Consider the following 15,487-nt stretch of genomic DNA (forward strand, 5'->3'; position numbering starts at 1 on the left):
GGTCATCCGGCCTTGTGTCTTGAAGTCTGAATCGGGTGGCTGCGAGGCCCGCAGCCGTTGGGAATATGGGTCTAGCACAGGCTTTGGGTGACAAGGAAAGGTCATTCAGGAAGTATGATGCTCCTGAAAATTTTCTGGCAGGAAAATGGGGCTGCTGGCTCAATGACTGAAGGAGGAATGCGATGGGGTACTCCATTTCGCGTCAAACAGCTTATCAGCGTGGGAGTTATCCGGGGTGAGATTGTCGAAAAGTGACCCTATCTTCGTGTAAGATGTACTCCAACTGATCGCTGTCAAACCATAGCGCTTATCGACATGTTGCTTTAAAAAATCAGGAAAACTGTTATTAAACGTATTCAGGCAGGGCGATCTTCACACATTAAAACGCTTGATCGACGACAGATTATAGACATTCACTGTCTGATTATCTCAGGGATTTTCCGCATTGACTCCTGAGCCCGATGTCATGAGCAGTGCAAAGATCATTAACAGGCCGTTTCGTCCGACTTTGATCGCGACGCGTATTCCTATTGTAAAAGTTATACTGTTAATAACGTCTTATTTTTAATCCTGATGATTCGTAGTCATACTGTTCGATTGGCGGTGTCAGGCGCGTTTACTGTCTGGCAAGGCGGGCTGGAGAGATACCATAAGCTTCCCTGAAATAGCGGGTGAAGCGCCCGGTATTGGTAAATCCCCAGCGTAGTGCAATTTCCTGAACGGGCGTTCCGGGTTCTCGGCGGATATCCTCCCGTGCCCGTTCCAGTCTGATCTGGCGCTGATAGGCGGTGATTGATAATCCAAGAAACCGGCGGAACCCGGTCTGGAGTGATCGTAGGCTGGTTCCTGTTAGCATGGCTAGCTCAGAGACAGATATGGTTTTCTGAGGATTGTCGCATATGAAATCGGTGGCGAGCTTGACATGCCGTGGCGCGACCACTGGTTGCGGCTGGTTTAAGGCTTTCGAATAACTATTCGGCCAGCTTTCCAGTACGAAATCGATCAGCATTTCATGTACGCGCATGGCCGTCAGCCTTGTCCGGCCTAGTTCATCCGAAAAGCTGGAAGACGTGACGAAAAATAGCATAGATTGTAAGGCGGTCGCGGAGAGGGATTTCGTCGCTATCTGTGATTCGAAAACAAGACTGTTGACGACAGGACGATTCAGCAGACCCGACAAACGTTCGACGAGTAGCGACCGGTGGAAAAACAGCGTATAATGTGTGTAGCCATCCGGAATCTCGAGCAATGGGGTGGACATCATATCAATCGCCACTGCCGTATCGGGTGAGGCGGAAACGGTTTCCCGCCCGGACCGGAAAGTCAGCACATTTTTCAGGGGCAGGCAAAAAAACACTACATCCTGCGGGATCAGGAGAGCGATACGGAAGTGGCCAGAAAACTCTGCCCTGCTGAAACCTACCCCCAGGAGAGAGCCAAAGCGTCCCTGCATTCCAAGTATTTTGTTGTTGGATTCCGTTTCAATTCTTACAGGAGCAAAACGCTGGGTAAAGAACTCTGTAATGCTATCCGCTCCATAAAGTGTGACGTCCATGCCTGTCCGCACTATACATGCATTTTTCCTGTGGACCATGAGAGTGAATCGTCAGTTGGGCCACAAGACACATATAAAATCTTTTAGTGTCATTTTTTTATAATTATCATTCATTTTAAATTCCTGTCGCAATCGTCGTTTGTGTTTCCTGTTCACCGTGAATATGGTGTCTATATTTTGCGCGACTTGCAGGAATATTAAAATACTGACCATCGTGATTATGGATGCGACAACGTAATCTTTGATGGCTGTTTTCACATTTAAGTTCTTTCATCTTATTGCAGAACAGTCCTAGCGTGACATAGGACGATTTGCGCAGAAGTAGAACGATATGCGCAAAATTATTGCTGCGCTGCACTGTGATGGCTTCGGCGTTAAATATTCAAAAATAATTAGCGTTCTAACTGAATAGCGTGGATTGGATCAGTAAGTAAGGACTGTATTTGTATGTATTATTCTAAAAAATCACAGGATTATTTCTGTATTCGAGAGTTCCGCACCATAATATCCCTATGGCAGAAAAAGATCGTTACTGAAATATGCTGGTCTGTTTCTATCCGTAACGATCACCATACCGACCGTCGTTGAGCGACGGCATCGTCACAGTATGTGTGTAATAAACAGCAATCGGAAGTATATCAGGTGAAAAATTTCTTGTCTGGCCAGCATTACGGATCACCAGAATTACATGATGACAATATTGAAAACAGGGTCGTGCGGGAGCGTCTGCGTTTCATGCAGATGTCATCGCAGGACTGTGCAGCCATACGGTCACTGAAACCTTTGGTGGAACGGGAACTGTCAGTAGCTCTCGGTAAATTCTATGCTGAAGTCCGCAAAACGCCGGAAACCATGAAGTTTTTTTCGTCGGAGATGGATATCAGCCGGGCGGCAGCGGCGCAGGCCGGACACTGGGGAAATATTTCCAATGGCGATTTCAGTCAGGATTATGCAACCCGTGCCCAGACTGTAGGTCGAGTACACGCCCGGATCGGTCTGGAACCGCGATGGTATATGGGTGGTTACGCCATTATCCTGGATCATCTCATACAGGCGGCCGTAGCCGAGGTTTTCCCTAAAAGCGGCTTTTTCAATAAGCCGGCGATGACATCAGTCGAATTCGGCAAGGCGCTTGGTAGTCTGGCTAAGGCTGTCCTGTTGGATATGGACCTTGCGATCTCCGTATATATTGATGAGGCTGAGAAGGCGAGGAAGATTGGCGAGGCCAACGCGATTGCGGAGGAACAAAAGCTTGTTTGTGGAAGTTTCGGCAAGGCTATGGCGGCCGTAGCCACAAAGGATCTCACCTGTGAAATAACGGGTGAACTTCCGAAAGCGTATCAGCCTCTCCGTGGCGACTTCAATAATTCTCTTGATATTTTACGTCGTTCCCTTAGCTCTGTTGCGGATGTCGCTATTTCTATTGAGGAAGCGACAGGTAAGATCAGTCATGCTGCCGAAGACCTTGCGCAACGCACAGCGCAACAGGCCTCTTCCATTGAGAAAACGGCTGCGTCTCTGGATCAGATCACGGTCATGGTGCGTGCGACGGCTCAGCGCGCCGAAGATGTCGGTAGTCTGGTTGAGCGATCCAGGCGCGGTGCCGAGCAATCCGAGGCCGTTGTGCAGAAGGCCATGGATACCATGGGTGCAATTGAACGCTCATCTGAAGCGATTGGCAGTATCATGGATATGATGGATGAAATCGCTTTTCAGACAAATCTTCTGGCGCTGAATGCGGGAGTGGAGGCCGCCCGTGCGGGAACGACTGGACGGGGATTTGCTGTGATTGCTACAGAAATAAGAGTGCTGGCCCAGCGTTCGGCTAGCGCAGCCAAAGAGATCAAGACTCTCATTACGCAGTCGCGCGAAGAGGTCCGTTCTGGCGTGACGCTGGTAGGCGAGACTGGCGCTGTTCTGAAATCCATTGTTGGAGATGTAACGGAAATCAACGCTCATATCTCGGCGATTGTGGAAGCTACGTGCGGACAGGCCAAAGGGTTGCAGGACATTAATGAAGCCGTTGCCACGATTGATCATAACACGCAGCAAAACGCGACCATGGTCGAGCAGACTTCAGCGGCCAGTCGTAATCTTGCCGTTGAAGTCAGGGAGCTTAGCGCCATGCTCGGTACGTTTCATCTGATGGATAACAAAACGTCGGAAAAATTCAGCAATATGTTGGAAACGCACGCTCTGTCATTCTGAGAAACAGTGTGTGGAGCATGTTGGTCAGTGCGCAGAAACCAATCGGAATGAGGTAAAGGAAAACAGACTTCGCTTTTATAGCCAATGAGATCCTGTCGAATGATCGTTTTAATGGTTCCGGATTATAGCAAGCCACCACGATCAGCTATGACCAGAGAAAAAAGTTACTCGCAGGCTCCCAATGCGTTTCGGTCATCATTCGGCTTAACAAAGACACGTCGTAGAAAGACCTTGCGGAAGGTGATGCATACCCCTATCTTCATGAGTGCAGGAGGGTTTCGGCCCTTGGCTATGGCGATAAACGGAATTTGGAATAAGCGTTGTGGACCCGGGGGCGGTACCCGGCGTCTCCACCATGAAAACTCCCGGCCAGTCCGGGATTGTGGGGACGAAACAGGCTCGACACGCGTGGTAAAGACTTTCCTTTTGCCCGGCATTGTACCGCCGTCATCGGGCTAACTTACAAGTGCCAACGATAACTCAGAGGTGCTCGCTGTCGCTGCATAAGCGATAAGCGCGGTTCGGGAGGGCACCGGGCAACAGAAGCCCTCCCACCTCGGAGAATAATCCACTCAATGAGCTTCACCTCTCTGTGACCACAGAGTGATGTAGGTGGCTTGCCTTCCTTCTGTCTTTGCCTCATCCATGCCGCCGAGATAATCTTTTACGGGACAGGTGTGGTGCACAGGCGGCACACCCTAAAGCGGGCAGAAGACAGGGGATTTTTCCATGACCGACAATCAGGATGGCAGCGGACCGGGCGGCGACCTGCCGGAGAGCATGCTGCCGTATGACGTCTGGATGGAAGACGCCTACCGCGATGTCATGCTGCGTGCGCTCGAACATGTGAGCCGTGAAGGGCTTGCAGGCGGCCATCATTTCTATCTGTCTTTCCGGACCGACTGGCCGGGCGTGGATATTCCATCGCGTCTGCGCGCCCAGTATCCGCATGAGATGACGATCGTGTTGCAGCACCAGTTCTGGGATCTGAAAGTGGACCGTGAACAGCGCTGCGTCTCGGTTGGACTGTCTTTCGGAGGAGTCGGATCGATACTCACGGTTCCGGTGGCGGCCATGACCGGCTTCGCGGATCCGCATATCCAGCTTTCAATGCGCTTCAACCCCGGAGAAAAAGCGCATGACGAAGCAGAGAACGCGGAAATAGCTCCAGAAGCGGCGCCAGAAGATTTGGCGCCGAACACGGACGCCGCCGTCGTGAGTCTCGATGCTTTTCGTAAAAAGGGTCCAAAGCCGAGCTGAGGTCGCAAACCTCGCCCGGATGCCCGATCGGAGACTGAGACGATGACTGCTGACACCACCGCGCCAAAAGCTCCGGCGCAGAAGGCTGCGTCCAAGACGCCGGCGATCAGGGATTTTTCCTATGCCCCGCTGTTTCAGCTGGGCAGGGATGAAACCCCCTACCGCAAACTCGATATCGGCGGGGTCAGCACATCGAAGATCGGTGACAAGACCATTCTGCATGTCGAGCCGGAAGCCCTGTCCGCGCTGGCGGCGGAGGCCTTCAACGATATCGCCCATCTCCTGCGACCCTCGCATCTCCAGTCGCTCGCCAACATCCTCAAGGATCCGGAAGCATCCGATAATGACCGGTTTGTCGCGCTCGACCTGCTGAAAAACGCCTGCATCGCCGCTGGTGGCGCGCTGCCGATGTGTCAGGACACCGGCACGGCCATTGTGGTCGGCAAGAAAGGCCAGCGTGTCTGGGTCGAGGGCAATGACGACGAAGCCTTCGCACGCGGTGTTTATAAGACCTACACAACCACTGCCCTGCGCTATTCGCAGATGGCGCCGCTGACGATCTTCGACGAGAAGAACACAGGCACCAATCTGCCTGTGCAGGTGGATATCGCCGCCAATCCGGGTGACTATCACCCCGAGGAATACGATCTTCTTTTCGTCGCCAAGGGTGGTGGTTCGGCCAACAAAACGTTCCTGTTTCAGGAAACGCGGGCGCTGATTTTCAACAAGGAGACGCTTCTGAAGTGGCTGGAGACCAAACTCCGCACACTCGGCACGTCAGCCTGCCCACCCTATCATCTCGCTATCGTGCTGGGCGGTATGTCCGCCGAACAGACGCTCAAGACCGTCAAGATGGCCTCCACGCATTATTACGACTCGCTGCCTGAAACGGGTAACGAGAATGGACAGGCGTTTCGTGACAAGGAGATGGAAGCGGAAGTCCTGAAGCTGACCCAGAAGCTTGGTATCGGCGCGCAGTTTGGCGGCAAGTATTTCTGCCACGATGTGCGCGTGGTGCGTCTGCCGCGTCATGGCGCGTCCTTCCCGGTTGGTATCGGCGTCTCCTGCTCGGCGGACCGTCAGGCCAAGGCCAGGATCACAGCGGAAGGCGTGTTCCTTGAGCAGCTTGAGCATGATCCCGCCCGTTTCCTGCCCGAGACGACGGACGAGCATCTGGAAGGCGAAGCGGTCAATATCGACCTCAACCGTCCGATGGACGAGATCCGCAAGGAACTGTCGAAATATCCCGTCAAGACACGCCTGTCGCTGACCGGCACGATGGTCGTGGCGCGTGATATCGCCCACGCCAAGTTCAAGGAACGGCTGGAGAAGGGCGAGGGGCTGCCGCAGTATCTCAAGGACCATCCGGTCTATTACGCCGGTCCGGCCAAAACCCCGGCGGGCATGCCGACTGGCTCCTTTGGTCCGACGACGGCAGGTCGTATGGATTCGTATGTCGCCGAATTCCAGAAAGCTGGTGGTTCCTATGTTATGCTGGCCAAGGGTAACCGCTCCAAGGCCGTAAAAGATGCCTGCCAGACCTATGGCGGCTTCTATCTCGGTTCGGTCGGTGGTCCTGCGGCGCGTCTGGCCAAGGACTGTATCCGCAAGGTCGAGGTGCTGGAATATCCGGAACTGGGCATGGAGGCGGTCTGGAAGATCGAAGTCGAGAATTTCCCTGCCTTCATCGTGATTGATGACAAGGGCGACGACTTCTACGCCGGCCTGACCTGATCTGTCGATAATCCGCTCTGTGCCGGGGGAGGGCTTGCTTTCCTCGGGTAACGCCGTTCAATAGACGCTACGGAAGCGACGCCATGTCCTCGGTGTCGCAAGGCGGATACGCTTCAGAGTAAGGCATTGTCTCATGCGCTTCACCGTTGATCGACTGGACCACGTTGTTCTCACTGTCCGTGATATTGAGGTCTCGGCGTCCTGGTATCAGCGCGTTCTTGGCATGGAACGTGAAGAGTATGGGCGTCATAACCGTACGGCGCTGAAATTCGGTGGTCAGAAGATCAACCTGCGTCCGGAAGGCATGGAGGGGTGGGAGACCGCGCAGTTCGCTTCCTGCGGCACCAATGACCTGTGCTTCATTGCAGCCGTCGCCAGCGAGGATGTCATCGACCATCTCAGGGGGTGCGGTGTGGAGGTCGTCGAAGGCCCGGTTGCCCGTCTGGGAGCGCTTGGTCCGGTGACATCAGTCTACTGCCACGACCCGGACCAGAATCTGGTCGAGATCGCATCCTATCAGGGATAGATCTCGCTGTTTGCGTCTCTGGTGCTGGTTTGTAAGGTTCTGGTTGGGTTTTGCATCCAGTAGGAACGCCGGGAAGACATTCCTTCCAATAACCGGAGAAGAGTCAGTGAGCCGAATTTTTTGAAAACAGGTTGATCACCAGAACACCCGCAACGATCAGCCCCATGCCGACCAGACCTGCTGCATCGAGTTTCTGTCCCTGCACCACCCAGGCGATGATCGTGACCAGTACTACGCCCACGCCGGACCAGATGGCATAGGTCGTACCAGTGGGAATCGTCTGCAGCGCGAGCGACAGAAAATAAAACGCTACTCCATATCCGACGAGCGTCACCAGAGACGGTATAGGCCGACTGAACCCTTCAGCCGCCTTCAGACAGGAGGTGGCAAGCACTTCGGCGCAGATCGCAATGATCAGCTGAAAATAAGGCATGAACCCATCTGCTCCATGATATGACTCTGTAACGATCATGCCTTCTGATGACACTCTCGACCAGTCCCGCTCACAATAACCAGCGCACAAGGTCGCATCCGGATGCCAGCCGCGCTATGAACGAAGGATGAACGGCAGGGAGACCAGTCATGACAGCGCGGCGTGAGCCCCCACCTGAATCAGGCAATGACCTGTTCGGCGGCAGTGTCACGGACACCACCGGATCGGGAAGCCCCCATGCAGGCCGAGGGCACGCCTCCACACAACCTCTTGCCGACAGGCTACGCCCGACCACGCTGGATGATGTCGTGGGTCAACAGCAACTGCTTGGCCCTGCTGGCGCTCTGACGCTGATGCTGGAACGTGGCACGCTGGCCAGCCTCATTCTCTGGGGCGGTCCCGGTGTGGGCAAGACCACGATCGCCAGACTGCTCGCCAAGGCCGCCAACCTGCGTTTTGTTCAGCTTTCCGCCGTCTTTTCCGGTGTGGCGGACCTCAAAAAAGCTTTCGATGAAGCGCGACGCTTTGCCGAAGCCGGACGTGGCACCCTGCTGTTCGTGGACGAAATCCACCGCTTCAACCGCGCCCAGCAGGACGGATTTCTGCCTGTAGTGGAAAACGGCACCATTGTGCTCGTTGGGGCAACGACGGAAAATCCGTCCTTCGCCCTGAATTCTGCGCTGTTGTCACGCTGTCAGGTCATGGTGCTGCGTCGTCTGGACGATCCCGCGCTGGAGGCCCTGCTGGTCCGGGCAGAAGAAGAGACGCAACGTACCCTGCCGCTGACCGAATCCGCCCGCGCCACCCTGCGCGCCATGGCGGATGGCGATGGCCGTTACCTGCTGAACATGGTCGAGCAGATTCTCAGTCTGAAGACGGAAAAACCGCTCGATCCGCAGGAACTGGCGCGCATTCTGGCCAAGCGCGCGGTGCTGTACGACAAGGACCGCGAAGAACACTACAATCTCATCTCCGCTCTGCACAAGTCCCTGCGTGGCTCTGACCCGGATGCGGCCCTTTACTGGTATGCGCGTATGCTCGAAGGCGGCGAAGACCCTCGCTACATTGCCCGTCGCCTGACCCGCTTTGCGGCTGAAGATGTCGGAATGGCCGATCCTTCCGCCCTGCCACTCGCCATTGCCGCATGGGAGACTTACGAGCGATTAGGCTCGCCCGAGGGTGAACTGGCGCTGGCGCAGCTTGTCGTGCATCTTGGCACCGCGCCGAAATCAAATGCCGTCTACAAAGCCTATGGTGCGGCGCGACAGGCGGCGAAAGCCACGGGCAGCCTGATGCCTCCGGCCCATATTCTCAATGCGCCGACCAGGCTCATGAAAGAGATCGGCTACGGAGATGGCTATCAGTACGATCATGACACGGAAGAAAGTTTCTCCGGCCAGAACTACTTTCCGGACGGCATGAAACGGCAGAATTTCTACAATCCGAAAGGGCTCGGCTTTGAACGGGAAGTGCGTCGCAGACTGGACACATGGGCCGGAATAAGGGCAAGCCGCGCAGAAGACGGCAAGCAATCGTGAGGCGCGGAAGAGTATGAGTGTGACCCTGTTGACGGTCAGTGAAGATGAGGCGGACATTCGCCTTGACCGGTATTTCCGTCGCCACTACCCCCATCTGACGCAGGGCGCGTTGCAGAAACTCTGCCGCACGGGGCAGATCCGCGTGGACGGCAAGCGGGCTGAGGCCAGCACGCGCCTCGTTCCGGGGCAATCCGTGCGCGTGCCGCCCATTCCCATGGCCGCCAAGCCTGCCCGCGATGTTCCGAAGACGCTGAATCCCAAGCTGGCCAGCGAAATCCGGAAGATGGTGATCTACTCGGACCCGCAGATCATCGTGCTGAACAAGCCGTCCGGTCTGGCGACACAGGGTGGTCCCGGCATCACACAGCACGTGGACATGATGCTGGACGGTCTGCGTGAGGGTGATGACCCGCGTCCCCGCCTTGTCCATCGTATTGACCGTGACACTTCCGGCCTGCTGCTGCTCGCTCGCACGCCGGGCGTCGCCGCGAAACTGGCGGCGGCTTTCCGTGGTCGCGATGTGAAAAAGACCTACTGGGCTGTCGTTGTCGGGCGTCCTGACCCGATGTCCGGCGAGATCGACCAGCCTCTGGCCCGTCTTGGCGCAGGTCCGGGTTCGATCACCATCGCCGCCGACCGTAACGATGAAGACGCACAGTCCGCCCGCACTGACTATGAAGTGCTGGATTCCGCGGCGCGCAAGTTCTCGTGGCTGGGACTTTCGCCTCTCACCGGACGCACCCATCAGCTTCGTGTTCATTGTGAATCACTGGGCACGCCCATTCTCGGTGATCCGAAATATGGTGGCGACAAAGCGCATGTCGACGGCTTCACCGATCGTCTGCATCTGCACGCACGAAGCCTCGTCCTGCCGCATCCGGCGGGCGGATGGCTGGAAGTCAGCGCCGAACTGCCGCCCCACATGAAAGAAACCTTCCGAGCGCTCGGCTTTACGGCCGGCTCAACCCCGGCTCCCCGCAGGAGATGAGCATGAAATTCAAGACGAAGCTTGGTCTCGCTGTCGGCGGAATCGCCATACTGCTGGGCGGTACGGTTCTGGCCTCGGCGTTCACGGACGCCGACTGGATGCGGACACGTCTTGCCGAGGCCGTCGAACACCAGACAGGCAGGACGCTGCGCATTGATTCGCTGCATGTCTGGCTTCTGCCCTATCCATGGATCAGTGCGCAGGGCGTCGGCCTGTCCAATATCCCCGGCAGCCCGAACCGCGAGATGTTCACGGCCAATGAAGTGCGGGCGCGGCTGGCGATTTCGCCGCTGTTCCATCATCGGGTTGTACTGGACGATGTCAGCCTGTCCGATCCGCATCTGACGCTTGAACGCACACCGGACGGAATCGCCAACTGGATTCTGACGCCGCAAGCCTCCTCAAGCGCGGGTAACGGATCGTCTTCGGGTGGTCAGCAGCATTGGAATCTGGCCGTTGCCTCTCTGCATCTCCGCGATGGAGCGGCGGCGTGGAACGATGAGCGGAACCATATCACCGGTGCGGCTGATCTCGATCGCGTGGACCTGACCGGCCTTGACGGAACGATGTCGAAAATCGACGTGCGTGGTCATCACGGCAAGGGTGGTTTCACTCTCAGCGGCACGACCGGTCCGCTGCCTCCCATCGAAGGACAGCCGTGGCCTCTCAACCTGTCCGCCACCCTGTCGGCAGATAAACGTAAGGCGGGACAGATCCAGATTGGCGGCGTGGTCGCCGACCCTCTGCACGATGCAGGTTACGATCTCCAGATCAACGGCACGATCGGTCAGTTACGTGATCTGGAAACGGTTTTCCCCAACGCCGGTCTTCCCGATGCAACAGCGGTCTCCCTGCAGGCAGGCATTACCGGCAGCGGGCGTGACCCTTCCTTGAGGATGCTGCATCTGCGTGCGGGGCCCACCAGCCTTGATCGTCTGATGAGCGGCCTGAGGACAAGCGCTGTCACTCTTGACGCGGACGATACTGATCAGCGCGTCGCCGTTTCCCTGACTGGTCAGCTGGATACGCAGCCTGTCACGGTGCACGGAACCCTCGGCACACTTGCCCAGACGACGCAGGCGCTTCGCACGCCGGATGTTTCACCCATGCCTGTGACATTGTCACTTGGCCAGGGAGACGCGTCCATTACGGTGGATGGCGTGGCGGGCGGAGGCAAGACCTCTCTCGACGTCCATGGCGCTCTCCCGGCCCTGACATTTGGCGCGGGAAAGCCGGGGTTTCAGGGGCTCAGGGTCGATGGTCATATGACCAGCTCCGCACCTCTGGGCGTGCTGGAAAAAGCTGATCCGGCAGCGCTGCTCAGGACGTCCGACGCGATACTGGATGTCAGCGCCCGGAGAATGAGCTGGCAGTCCGTCGCGTGGGAAGCTGTCTCCGCGCATGTCGTGGTCAGCGGCCAGAAACTGACTATCGATCCCCTGCACGGAAACGGCACCGGCAACACACAGGGCATCGCCCAGTCCGGACGCATCATATATGACGCGTCCGGAGCTGTGCCGCGTCTCACGATCACCGCTGCCCCGTTTGTTTTGCCCACCCAGATGGTGCAGACCTCGACCGGTATGCCTCCTCTCGTCAACGGTTCCATGCAGGTGGTTGGCAGTGTAACGGCTGATGGCGCGGGGCTCGATGAGTGGGAGCAGACCGCGACCGGTCATGCCGGCCTGTCGATGGTTGGCGGCCGGGTGGACGGGAAAGCCCTCGAAGCCATTCTGGGGCGTAATATTCCCATGCGGGGCACCCTCGCTCTCCGCTGCTTTGGAGCACATCTACAGCTCGCCGATGGTGTGGCGACGATCGGACGACTGGGACTGGAAGCCGATCTGCTGTCTCTGACAGGTCATGGCACCGTAAAACTTCCTAACGGAGCTCTTGATCTGCATCTGTTCCCTCGCATCGGCGTGGGTGGTGCGTCGGCTTCGTCCCCTGTCGCCGTGACCGGCACGGTAGACACCCCACAGCCAAGACTTGAACCCGGCGCTGACGGACGGTTCGCCATTTCGATTGGCGGCTCCAGCGATACAGGTGATCAGTGTCCCGATCTTCTGGCCACGGCGCGGGAAGGTTCTTCAGGGCCTGCCGCCGCCCCACCAGCGGCCAACAAGGCAGGCGGCATCATGAACATGCTGAAAGGTCTCCTGCGATGAGCGAAAAGAAGTTCCCGTCTGACGGCCCTGCGCCCCGTCGGCGCTTCTGGACGCAGGCGACCATAGAGCCGATGGACGGCGATTTTGCTGTCCTGCTGGACGGCAAGCCAGTGCGGCTTCCGGGGCGTGAGGTGTTGCGGGTACATTCTCATGCACTGGCCGAAGCTCTGGCCGCCGAATGGCAGGCTGCGGGAATGGATGATCCGCAAAAACGCTTTGCAGCGGAAGATCTGCCCCTCACCCGCATTGCGGGCGCCATGATCGAGCGCGTCACACCCGACCGCCAGCATTCGGTCGATACGCTGGCCGGTTATGGCGAACATGATCTTCTCTGCTATCGGGCCAACTCTTCTGATCCTCTGAGCGTCAGGCAGGAAGAATTGTGGCAGCCATGGCTGGACTGGCTATGTGGGACCTATGGCGTCTCGCTGATCGTGACACAGGGGCTGATGCCTGTTCTTCAGCCGACAGCCTCTCTGGAAAAGCTGAAACAGATTCTGTCAGGGCGCAGTGATGCGGTTCTGGCTGCATTAGGCGTGTGCGTTCCGGCTCTTGGCAGTCTGACGCTGGGACTGGCTGTGATTGATGGCCGTCTGGATACCGATCGCGCCGTCAATATCGCCACACTGGACGAGCGGGCGCAAATGGAACGCTGGGGTGAAGATATGGCGCATCTGGACCGTATTGCGACAATGAGCGCCGATGTATCGGATGCGGTCCGGTTTGTTGCGCTCTCAGAAGCTTAATAAACGGCATTGCGTAAGATACTGTTTTTAAAAAAACCGTTTATTAGAAATACGATATCGAAGAAAACTCTTGCCGGAACCTGCTTTTTTTCACGAAAAAAGAATCAGTAAAATTCTTATATTTTTCAATATCCAGATCATTCATCAAACCGAATACGAACAGATCTTTTTGATAGCGTGAACAGCTTGGGACACAGCATATTCTTTCTGGGTCCGCTGGCATATGGTTGCGTTCAAAAAGGATTTCACAAGTGCATAAAGACAAAACAAACGAATTGAAGTTTATTAATATTAGAAACACCTGTAAAATTTATGGAATTGGCCGCACATATTGCTACAAACTTCTTTCAGAGGGCCATATAAAAGCCAAAAAACTGGGCGGAAGAACACTCGTATCCGCAGAGTCCGCTAATAAATACTTCAGTAAATTACCCGACTACAAATCGCAGACATCCGTCTGAGGAGGACACACACATGGATCGTGTGATCGTTTATCCTGCTCAGGTCATTGCCGATACCGATACCCTGACCGCGCAGCGCAATACCGAACGCGCCATCGGTCAGGTCGTGGCAATGACCATGGGCGGACCGGGCCCTTTCGCAAGTGGCCTTGCGGCGACCTGCTCCGGCACTGACCTCGTGGTGAATGTCGCCAGTGGTCAGATCAATGAGGGGGCCACAGCGGATTCAACCGCTTATGGCACCCTTGCTGCTGACAGCACCGTCATCATGCGCCAATATACGGCGGCGGCGGCCAGTTTTACCCTGACGACATCAAGCACGGCCCAGACCTATTACATTTACGCGACGGTCGGGCTCAGTGATACCGGTTCGACAATGCTGCGTTATCTGGATGCCACGGATAACACCAGGACACTCTCTGGTGAGACCGATACGGGGACCGCGCAACCAACCCAGCGTGCTGCCGTGGCAACTCTCGCCATTTCAACCACAACGCCGCCGGCAAGCGCGATAGCACTGTGGAGCATTAACCTGCCCGCAAACGCCACCAGCGTTACCCAGTCCATGATTACCCTTAACAACAGCAGCCTTTTTTATCCCAAGATCCCGGCGCTTGCTCCCAAGGACTCGCCGGCTTTTACGGGCAGTCCGACCGCACCGACCCCGGCATCAGGGGACTCTTCAAATCTCATTGCGACAACAGCGTTCATTACAAACTGGGCTTCCGGAAACCTTCTTAAAAGCGACATCTATTTTGGCCCGGACGCGGCGACTGGCGGCTATAATGTCGTGCAGATTTCCCTTGAGGCGCGCACCAAATTTCTCATTGTGGAACTCAGCGGCGGCGGCGCCGGGGGAGGAGGTGCTCCAACATGCTCTTCCAGCCAGGGAAGCACCGGCGGCGGCGGCGGCGCTGGTGGATATTGCCGGTTCATGGTGGATGTCTCGAAGATCCAGTGGCCCGTAACGGCCACACTGGGTGCTGGTGGTCGCGGAGGGCAGTCGGCAACCACTGCCATGACGGGTAATGCAGGCGGCTCAGCGGCTTTCGGGAACATGGTTGTTGTGACGGGTGGATTTGGCGGTCTTGTCGCGCAGGGCGGCGGCGTCGCCATCATCGGTGGAGCGGGCGCGGGCGGCTCTGTCCAGGTGACAACAGCAACCGGGATTACCGTTCTGAATAATGGAACGGGCCAGAGCGGATTTTCGGGACATGTTTCCGGTGTCTCGGAAAATTACTTCTTCGGATATGGCGGTGCGGGCGGCGCCCGTGCGCCCTATTACGCAGGCGGGTGGGAATCAGGTTCCGGCGAGACCGGCAAGCCCGGCGATCCTGGTGGCGGGGGCTCCGGCTCCTGCGTCGCACCAGGAGGCACTTATAAAAACGGTGGTGATGGCGGCCCGTCATGGCTGACCGTCACACAATATGGCTAAGGCATTTTAACATGAATCATTTTTTTGAAGGCTGGGCAGGTCTCATGCTCCCAGGGTGGACCGAACTGAACCTCGCCGGTTACGACCGGGTTCCTCTGAATTTCATGGCTCTTGGTGGAGGAAGTGAAACCCGCCCGGAAGTCGATCTTGTCTTTCCGGCGCCTCAGTCGACATACCCTGTCTGTGCGGGCATCGGACTGTTCACATCTGACAGCGGCACTGACGGACCGATTCTTTACTGGGAGTTCTCCCACTGGGAGAACACAGGGAAGAATGCATCCATTCTGCTGCCTGTCCCGGAAGTCACCCTGCTGCTGGATCGTACACAGGTCTGGCAGGATGGCGCCGCCATCGGCCGGACCGCTGCGGGCGGTACGGTGTTTGTCGGACAGGATGTAACACTGGTTGACGGACGCTACTGATTTCACGTCCGGG

12 protein-coding genes and 1 other RNA gene are annotated in these 15,487 nt (G+C 56.6%); 11 read left to right on the forward strand and 2 right to left on the reverse strand.

All coding sequences use genetic code 11. The annotated features are described in order from the left end of the window. Nucleotides 1-616 precede the first annotated feature (616 nt). On the reverse strand, nucleotides 617-1,555 hold the full coding sequence (locus A0U92_RS05705; RefSeq protein WP_187668876.1) for an AraC family transcriptional regulator: 939 nt from the start codon (nucleotides 1,553-1,555) through the stop codon (nucleotides 617-619). 654 nt (nucleotides 1,556-2,209) lie between these two features. Between A0U92_RS05705 and A0U92_RS18480 the strand changes: the two genes are divergently transcribed. From A0U92_RS18480 to A0U92_RS05735, 5 genes are all read left to right on the forward strand, one after another. Beyond that, nucleotides 2,210-3,763: a globin-coupled sensor protein gene (locus A0U92_RS18480; RefSeq protein ID WP_149026386.1), complete on the forward strand. Its 1,554-nt coding sequence runs from the start codon at nucleotides 2,210-2,212 to the stop codon at nucleotides 3,761-3,763. Nucleotides 3,764-3,990: 227 nt separating this feature from the next. Further along, nucleotides 3,991-4,317, forward strand: a transfer-messenger RNA (tmRNA) gene (ssrA, locus tag A0U92_RS05720). Nucleotides 4,318-4,492: 175 nt separating this feature from the next. After that, a complete protein-coding gene (locus A0U92_RS05725; RefSeq protein ID WP_077812389.1) occupies nucleotides 4,493-5,023 on the forward strand; it encodes an SspB family protein in 531 nt (176 codons plus the stop codon). 42 nt (nucleotides 5,024-5,065) lie between these two features. After that, nucleotides 5,066-6,757 carry a fumarate hydratase gene (locus tag A0U92_RS05730; protein ID WP_077812390.1) on the forward strand — a complete coding sequence of 564 codons (1,692 nt, stop codon included), beginning with the start codon at nucleotides 5,066-5,068 and terminating at the stop codon, nucleotides 6,755-6,757. A gap of 133 nt (nucleotides 6,758-6,890) precedes the next feature. Further along, complete coding sequence (locus tag A0U92_RS05735; RefSeq protein WP_077812391.1) at nucleotides 6,891-7,283, forward strand: VOC family protein; 393 nt, start codon at nucleotides 6,891-6,893, stop codon at nucleotides 7,281-7,283. 103 nt (nucleotides 7,284-7,386) lie between these two features. On the opposite strand, the gene A0U92_RS05740 is transcribed toward A0U92_RS05735, so the two are convergent. After that, on the reverse strand, nucleotides 7,387-7,716 hold the full coding sequence (locus tag A0U92_RS05740; RefSeq protein WP_077814278.1) for a DMT family transporter: 330 nt from the start codon (nucleotides 7,714-7,716) through the stop codon (nucleotides 7,387-7,389). A 149-nt stretch (nucleotides 7,717-7,865) separates the two neighbouring features. Here A0U92_RS05740 and A0U92_RS05745 point away from each other — a divergent pair, with 149 nt between their 5' ends. The 6 genes from A0U92_RS05745 to A0U92_RS05775 all read left to right on the forward strand — a co-directional run bounded on the left by A0U92_RS05745 (nucleotide 7,866) and on the right by A0U92_RS05775 (nucleotide 15,474). Continuing rightward, a complete protein-coding gene (locus A0U92_RS05745) occupies nucleotides 7,866-9,254 on the forward strand; it encodes a replication-associated recombination protein A (protein ID WP_077812392.1) in 1,389 nt (462 codons plus the stop codon). A gap of 13 nt (nucleotides 9,255-9,267) precedes the next feature. Then, entirely contained in the window at nucleotides 9,268-10,242 is a 975-nt protein-coding gene (locus tag A0U92_RS05750; RefSeq protein ID WP_077812393.1) for an RluA family pseudouridine synthase, read from the forward strand. Between the two features lie 2 nt (nucleotides 10,243-10,244). Further along, nucleotides 10,245-12,410, forward strand: coding sequence for an AsmA family protein (locus A0U92_RS05755; protein ID WP_236748288.1), 2,166 nt, complete (start codon nucleotides 10,245-10,247; stop codon nucleotides 12,408-12,410). Then, nucleotides 12,407-13,156 carry an ATP12 family chaperone protein gene (locus A0U92_RS05760; RefSeq protein WP_077812395.1) on the forward strand — a complete coding sequence of 250 codons (750 nt, stop codon included), beginning with the start codon at nucleotides 12,407-12,409 and terminating at the stop codon, nucleotides 13,154-13,156. The genes A0U92_RS05755 and A0U92_RS05760 overlap by 4 nt, the downstream gene beginning before the upstream one ends. Nucleotides 13,157-13,630: 474 nt before the next feature. Beyond that, the gene (locus tag A0U92_RS05770) at nucleotides 13,631-15,052 is read left to right on the forward strand and encodes a glycine-rich domain-containing protein (protein WP_077812397.1); all 1,422 of its coding nucleotides are present in this window, start codon (nucleotides 13,631-13,633) and stop codon (nucleotides 15,050-15,052) included. Between the two features lie 11 nt (nucleotides 15,053-15,063). After that, nucleotides 15,064-15,474: a hypothetical protein gene (locus tag A0U92_RS05775; RefSeq protein ID WP_077812398.1), complete on the forward strand. Its 411-nt coding sequence runs from the start codon at nucleotides 15,064-15,066 to the stop codon at nucleotides 15,472-15,474. Nucleotides 15,475-15,487 lie beyond the last annotated feature (13 nt).

Source organism: Acetobacter aceti (assembly GCF_002005445.1).
GTDB classification, from domain to species: domain Bacteria; phylum Pseudomonadota; class Alphaproteobacteria; order Acetobacterales; family Acetobacteraceae; genus Acetobacter; species Acetobacter aceti_B.

What these genes read in the sequence shown, in the direction of transcription:
- A0U92_RS05705 (WP_187668876.1), bottom strand. Translation starts at nt 1,555, where the DNA reads ATGGACGTCACACTTTATGGAGCGGATAGCATTACAGAGTTCTTTACC.
- A0U92_RS05725 (WP_077812389.1), top strand. Translation starts at nt 4,493, where the DNA reads ATGACCGACAATCAGGATGGCAGCGGACCGGGCGGCGACCTGCCGGAG.
- A0U92_RS05730 (WP_077812390.1), top strand. Translation starts at nt 5,066, where the DNA reads ATGACTGCTGACACCACCGCGCCAAAAGCTCCGGCGCAGAAGGCTGCG.
- A0U92_RS05735 (WP_077812391.1), top strand. Translation starts at nt 6,891, where the DNA reads ATGCGCTTCACCGTTGATCGACTGGACCACGTTGTTCTCACTGTCCGT.
- A0U92_RS05740 (WP_077814278.1), bottom strand. Translation starts at nt 7,716, where the DNA reads ATGCCTTATTTTCAGCTGATCATTGCGATCTGCGCCGAAGTGCTTGCC.
- A0U92_RS05745 (WP_077812392.1), top strand. Translation starts at nt 7,866, where the DNA reads ATGACAGCGCGGCGTGAGCCCCCACCTGAATCAGGCAATGACCTGTTC.
- A0U92_RS05750 (WP_077812393.1), top strand. Translation starts at nt 9,268, where the DNA reads ATGAGTGTGACCCTGTTGACGGTCAGTGAAGATGAGGCGGACATTCGC.
- A0U92_RS05755 (WP_236748288.1), top strand. Translation starts at nt 10,245, where the DNA reads ATGAAATTCAAGACGAAGCTTGGTCTCGCTGTCGGCGGAATCGCCATA.
- A0U92_RS05760 (WP_077812395.1), top strand. Translation starts at nt 12,407, where the DNA reads ATGAGCGAAAAGAAGTTCCCGTCTGACGGCCCTGCGCCCCGTCGGCGC.
- A0U92_RS05770 (WP_077812397.1), top strand. Translation starts at nt 13,631, where the DNA reads ATGGATCGTGTGATCGTTTATCCTGCTCAGGTCATTGCCGATACCGAT.
- A0U92_RS05775 (WP_077812398.1), top strand. Translation starts at nt 15,064, where the DNA reads ATGAATCATTTTTTTGAAGGCTGGGCAGGTCTCATGCTCCCAGGGTGG.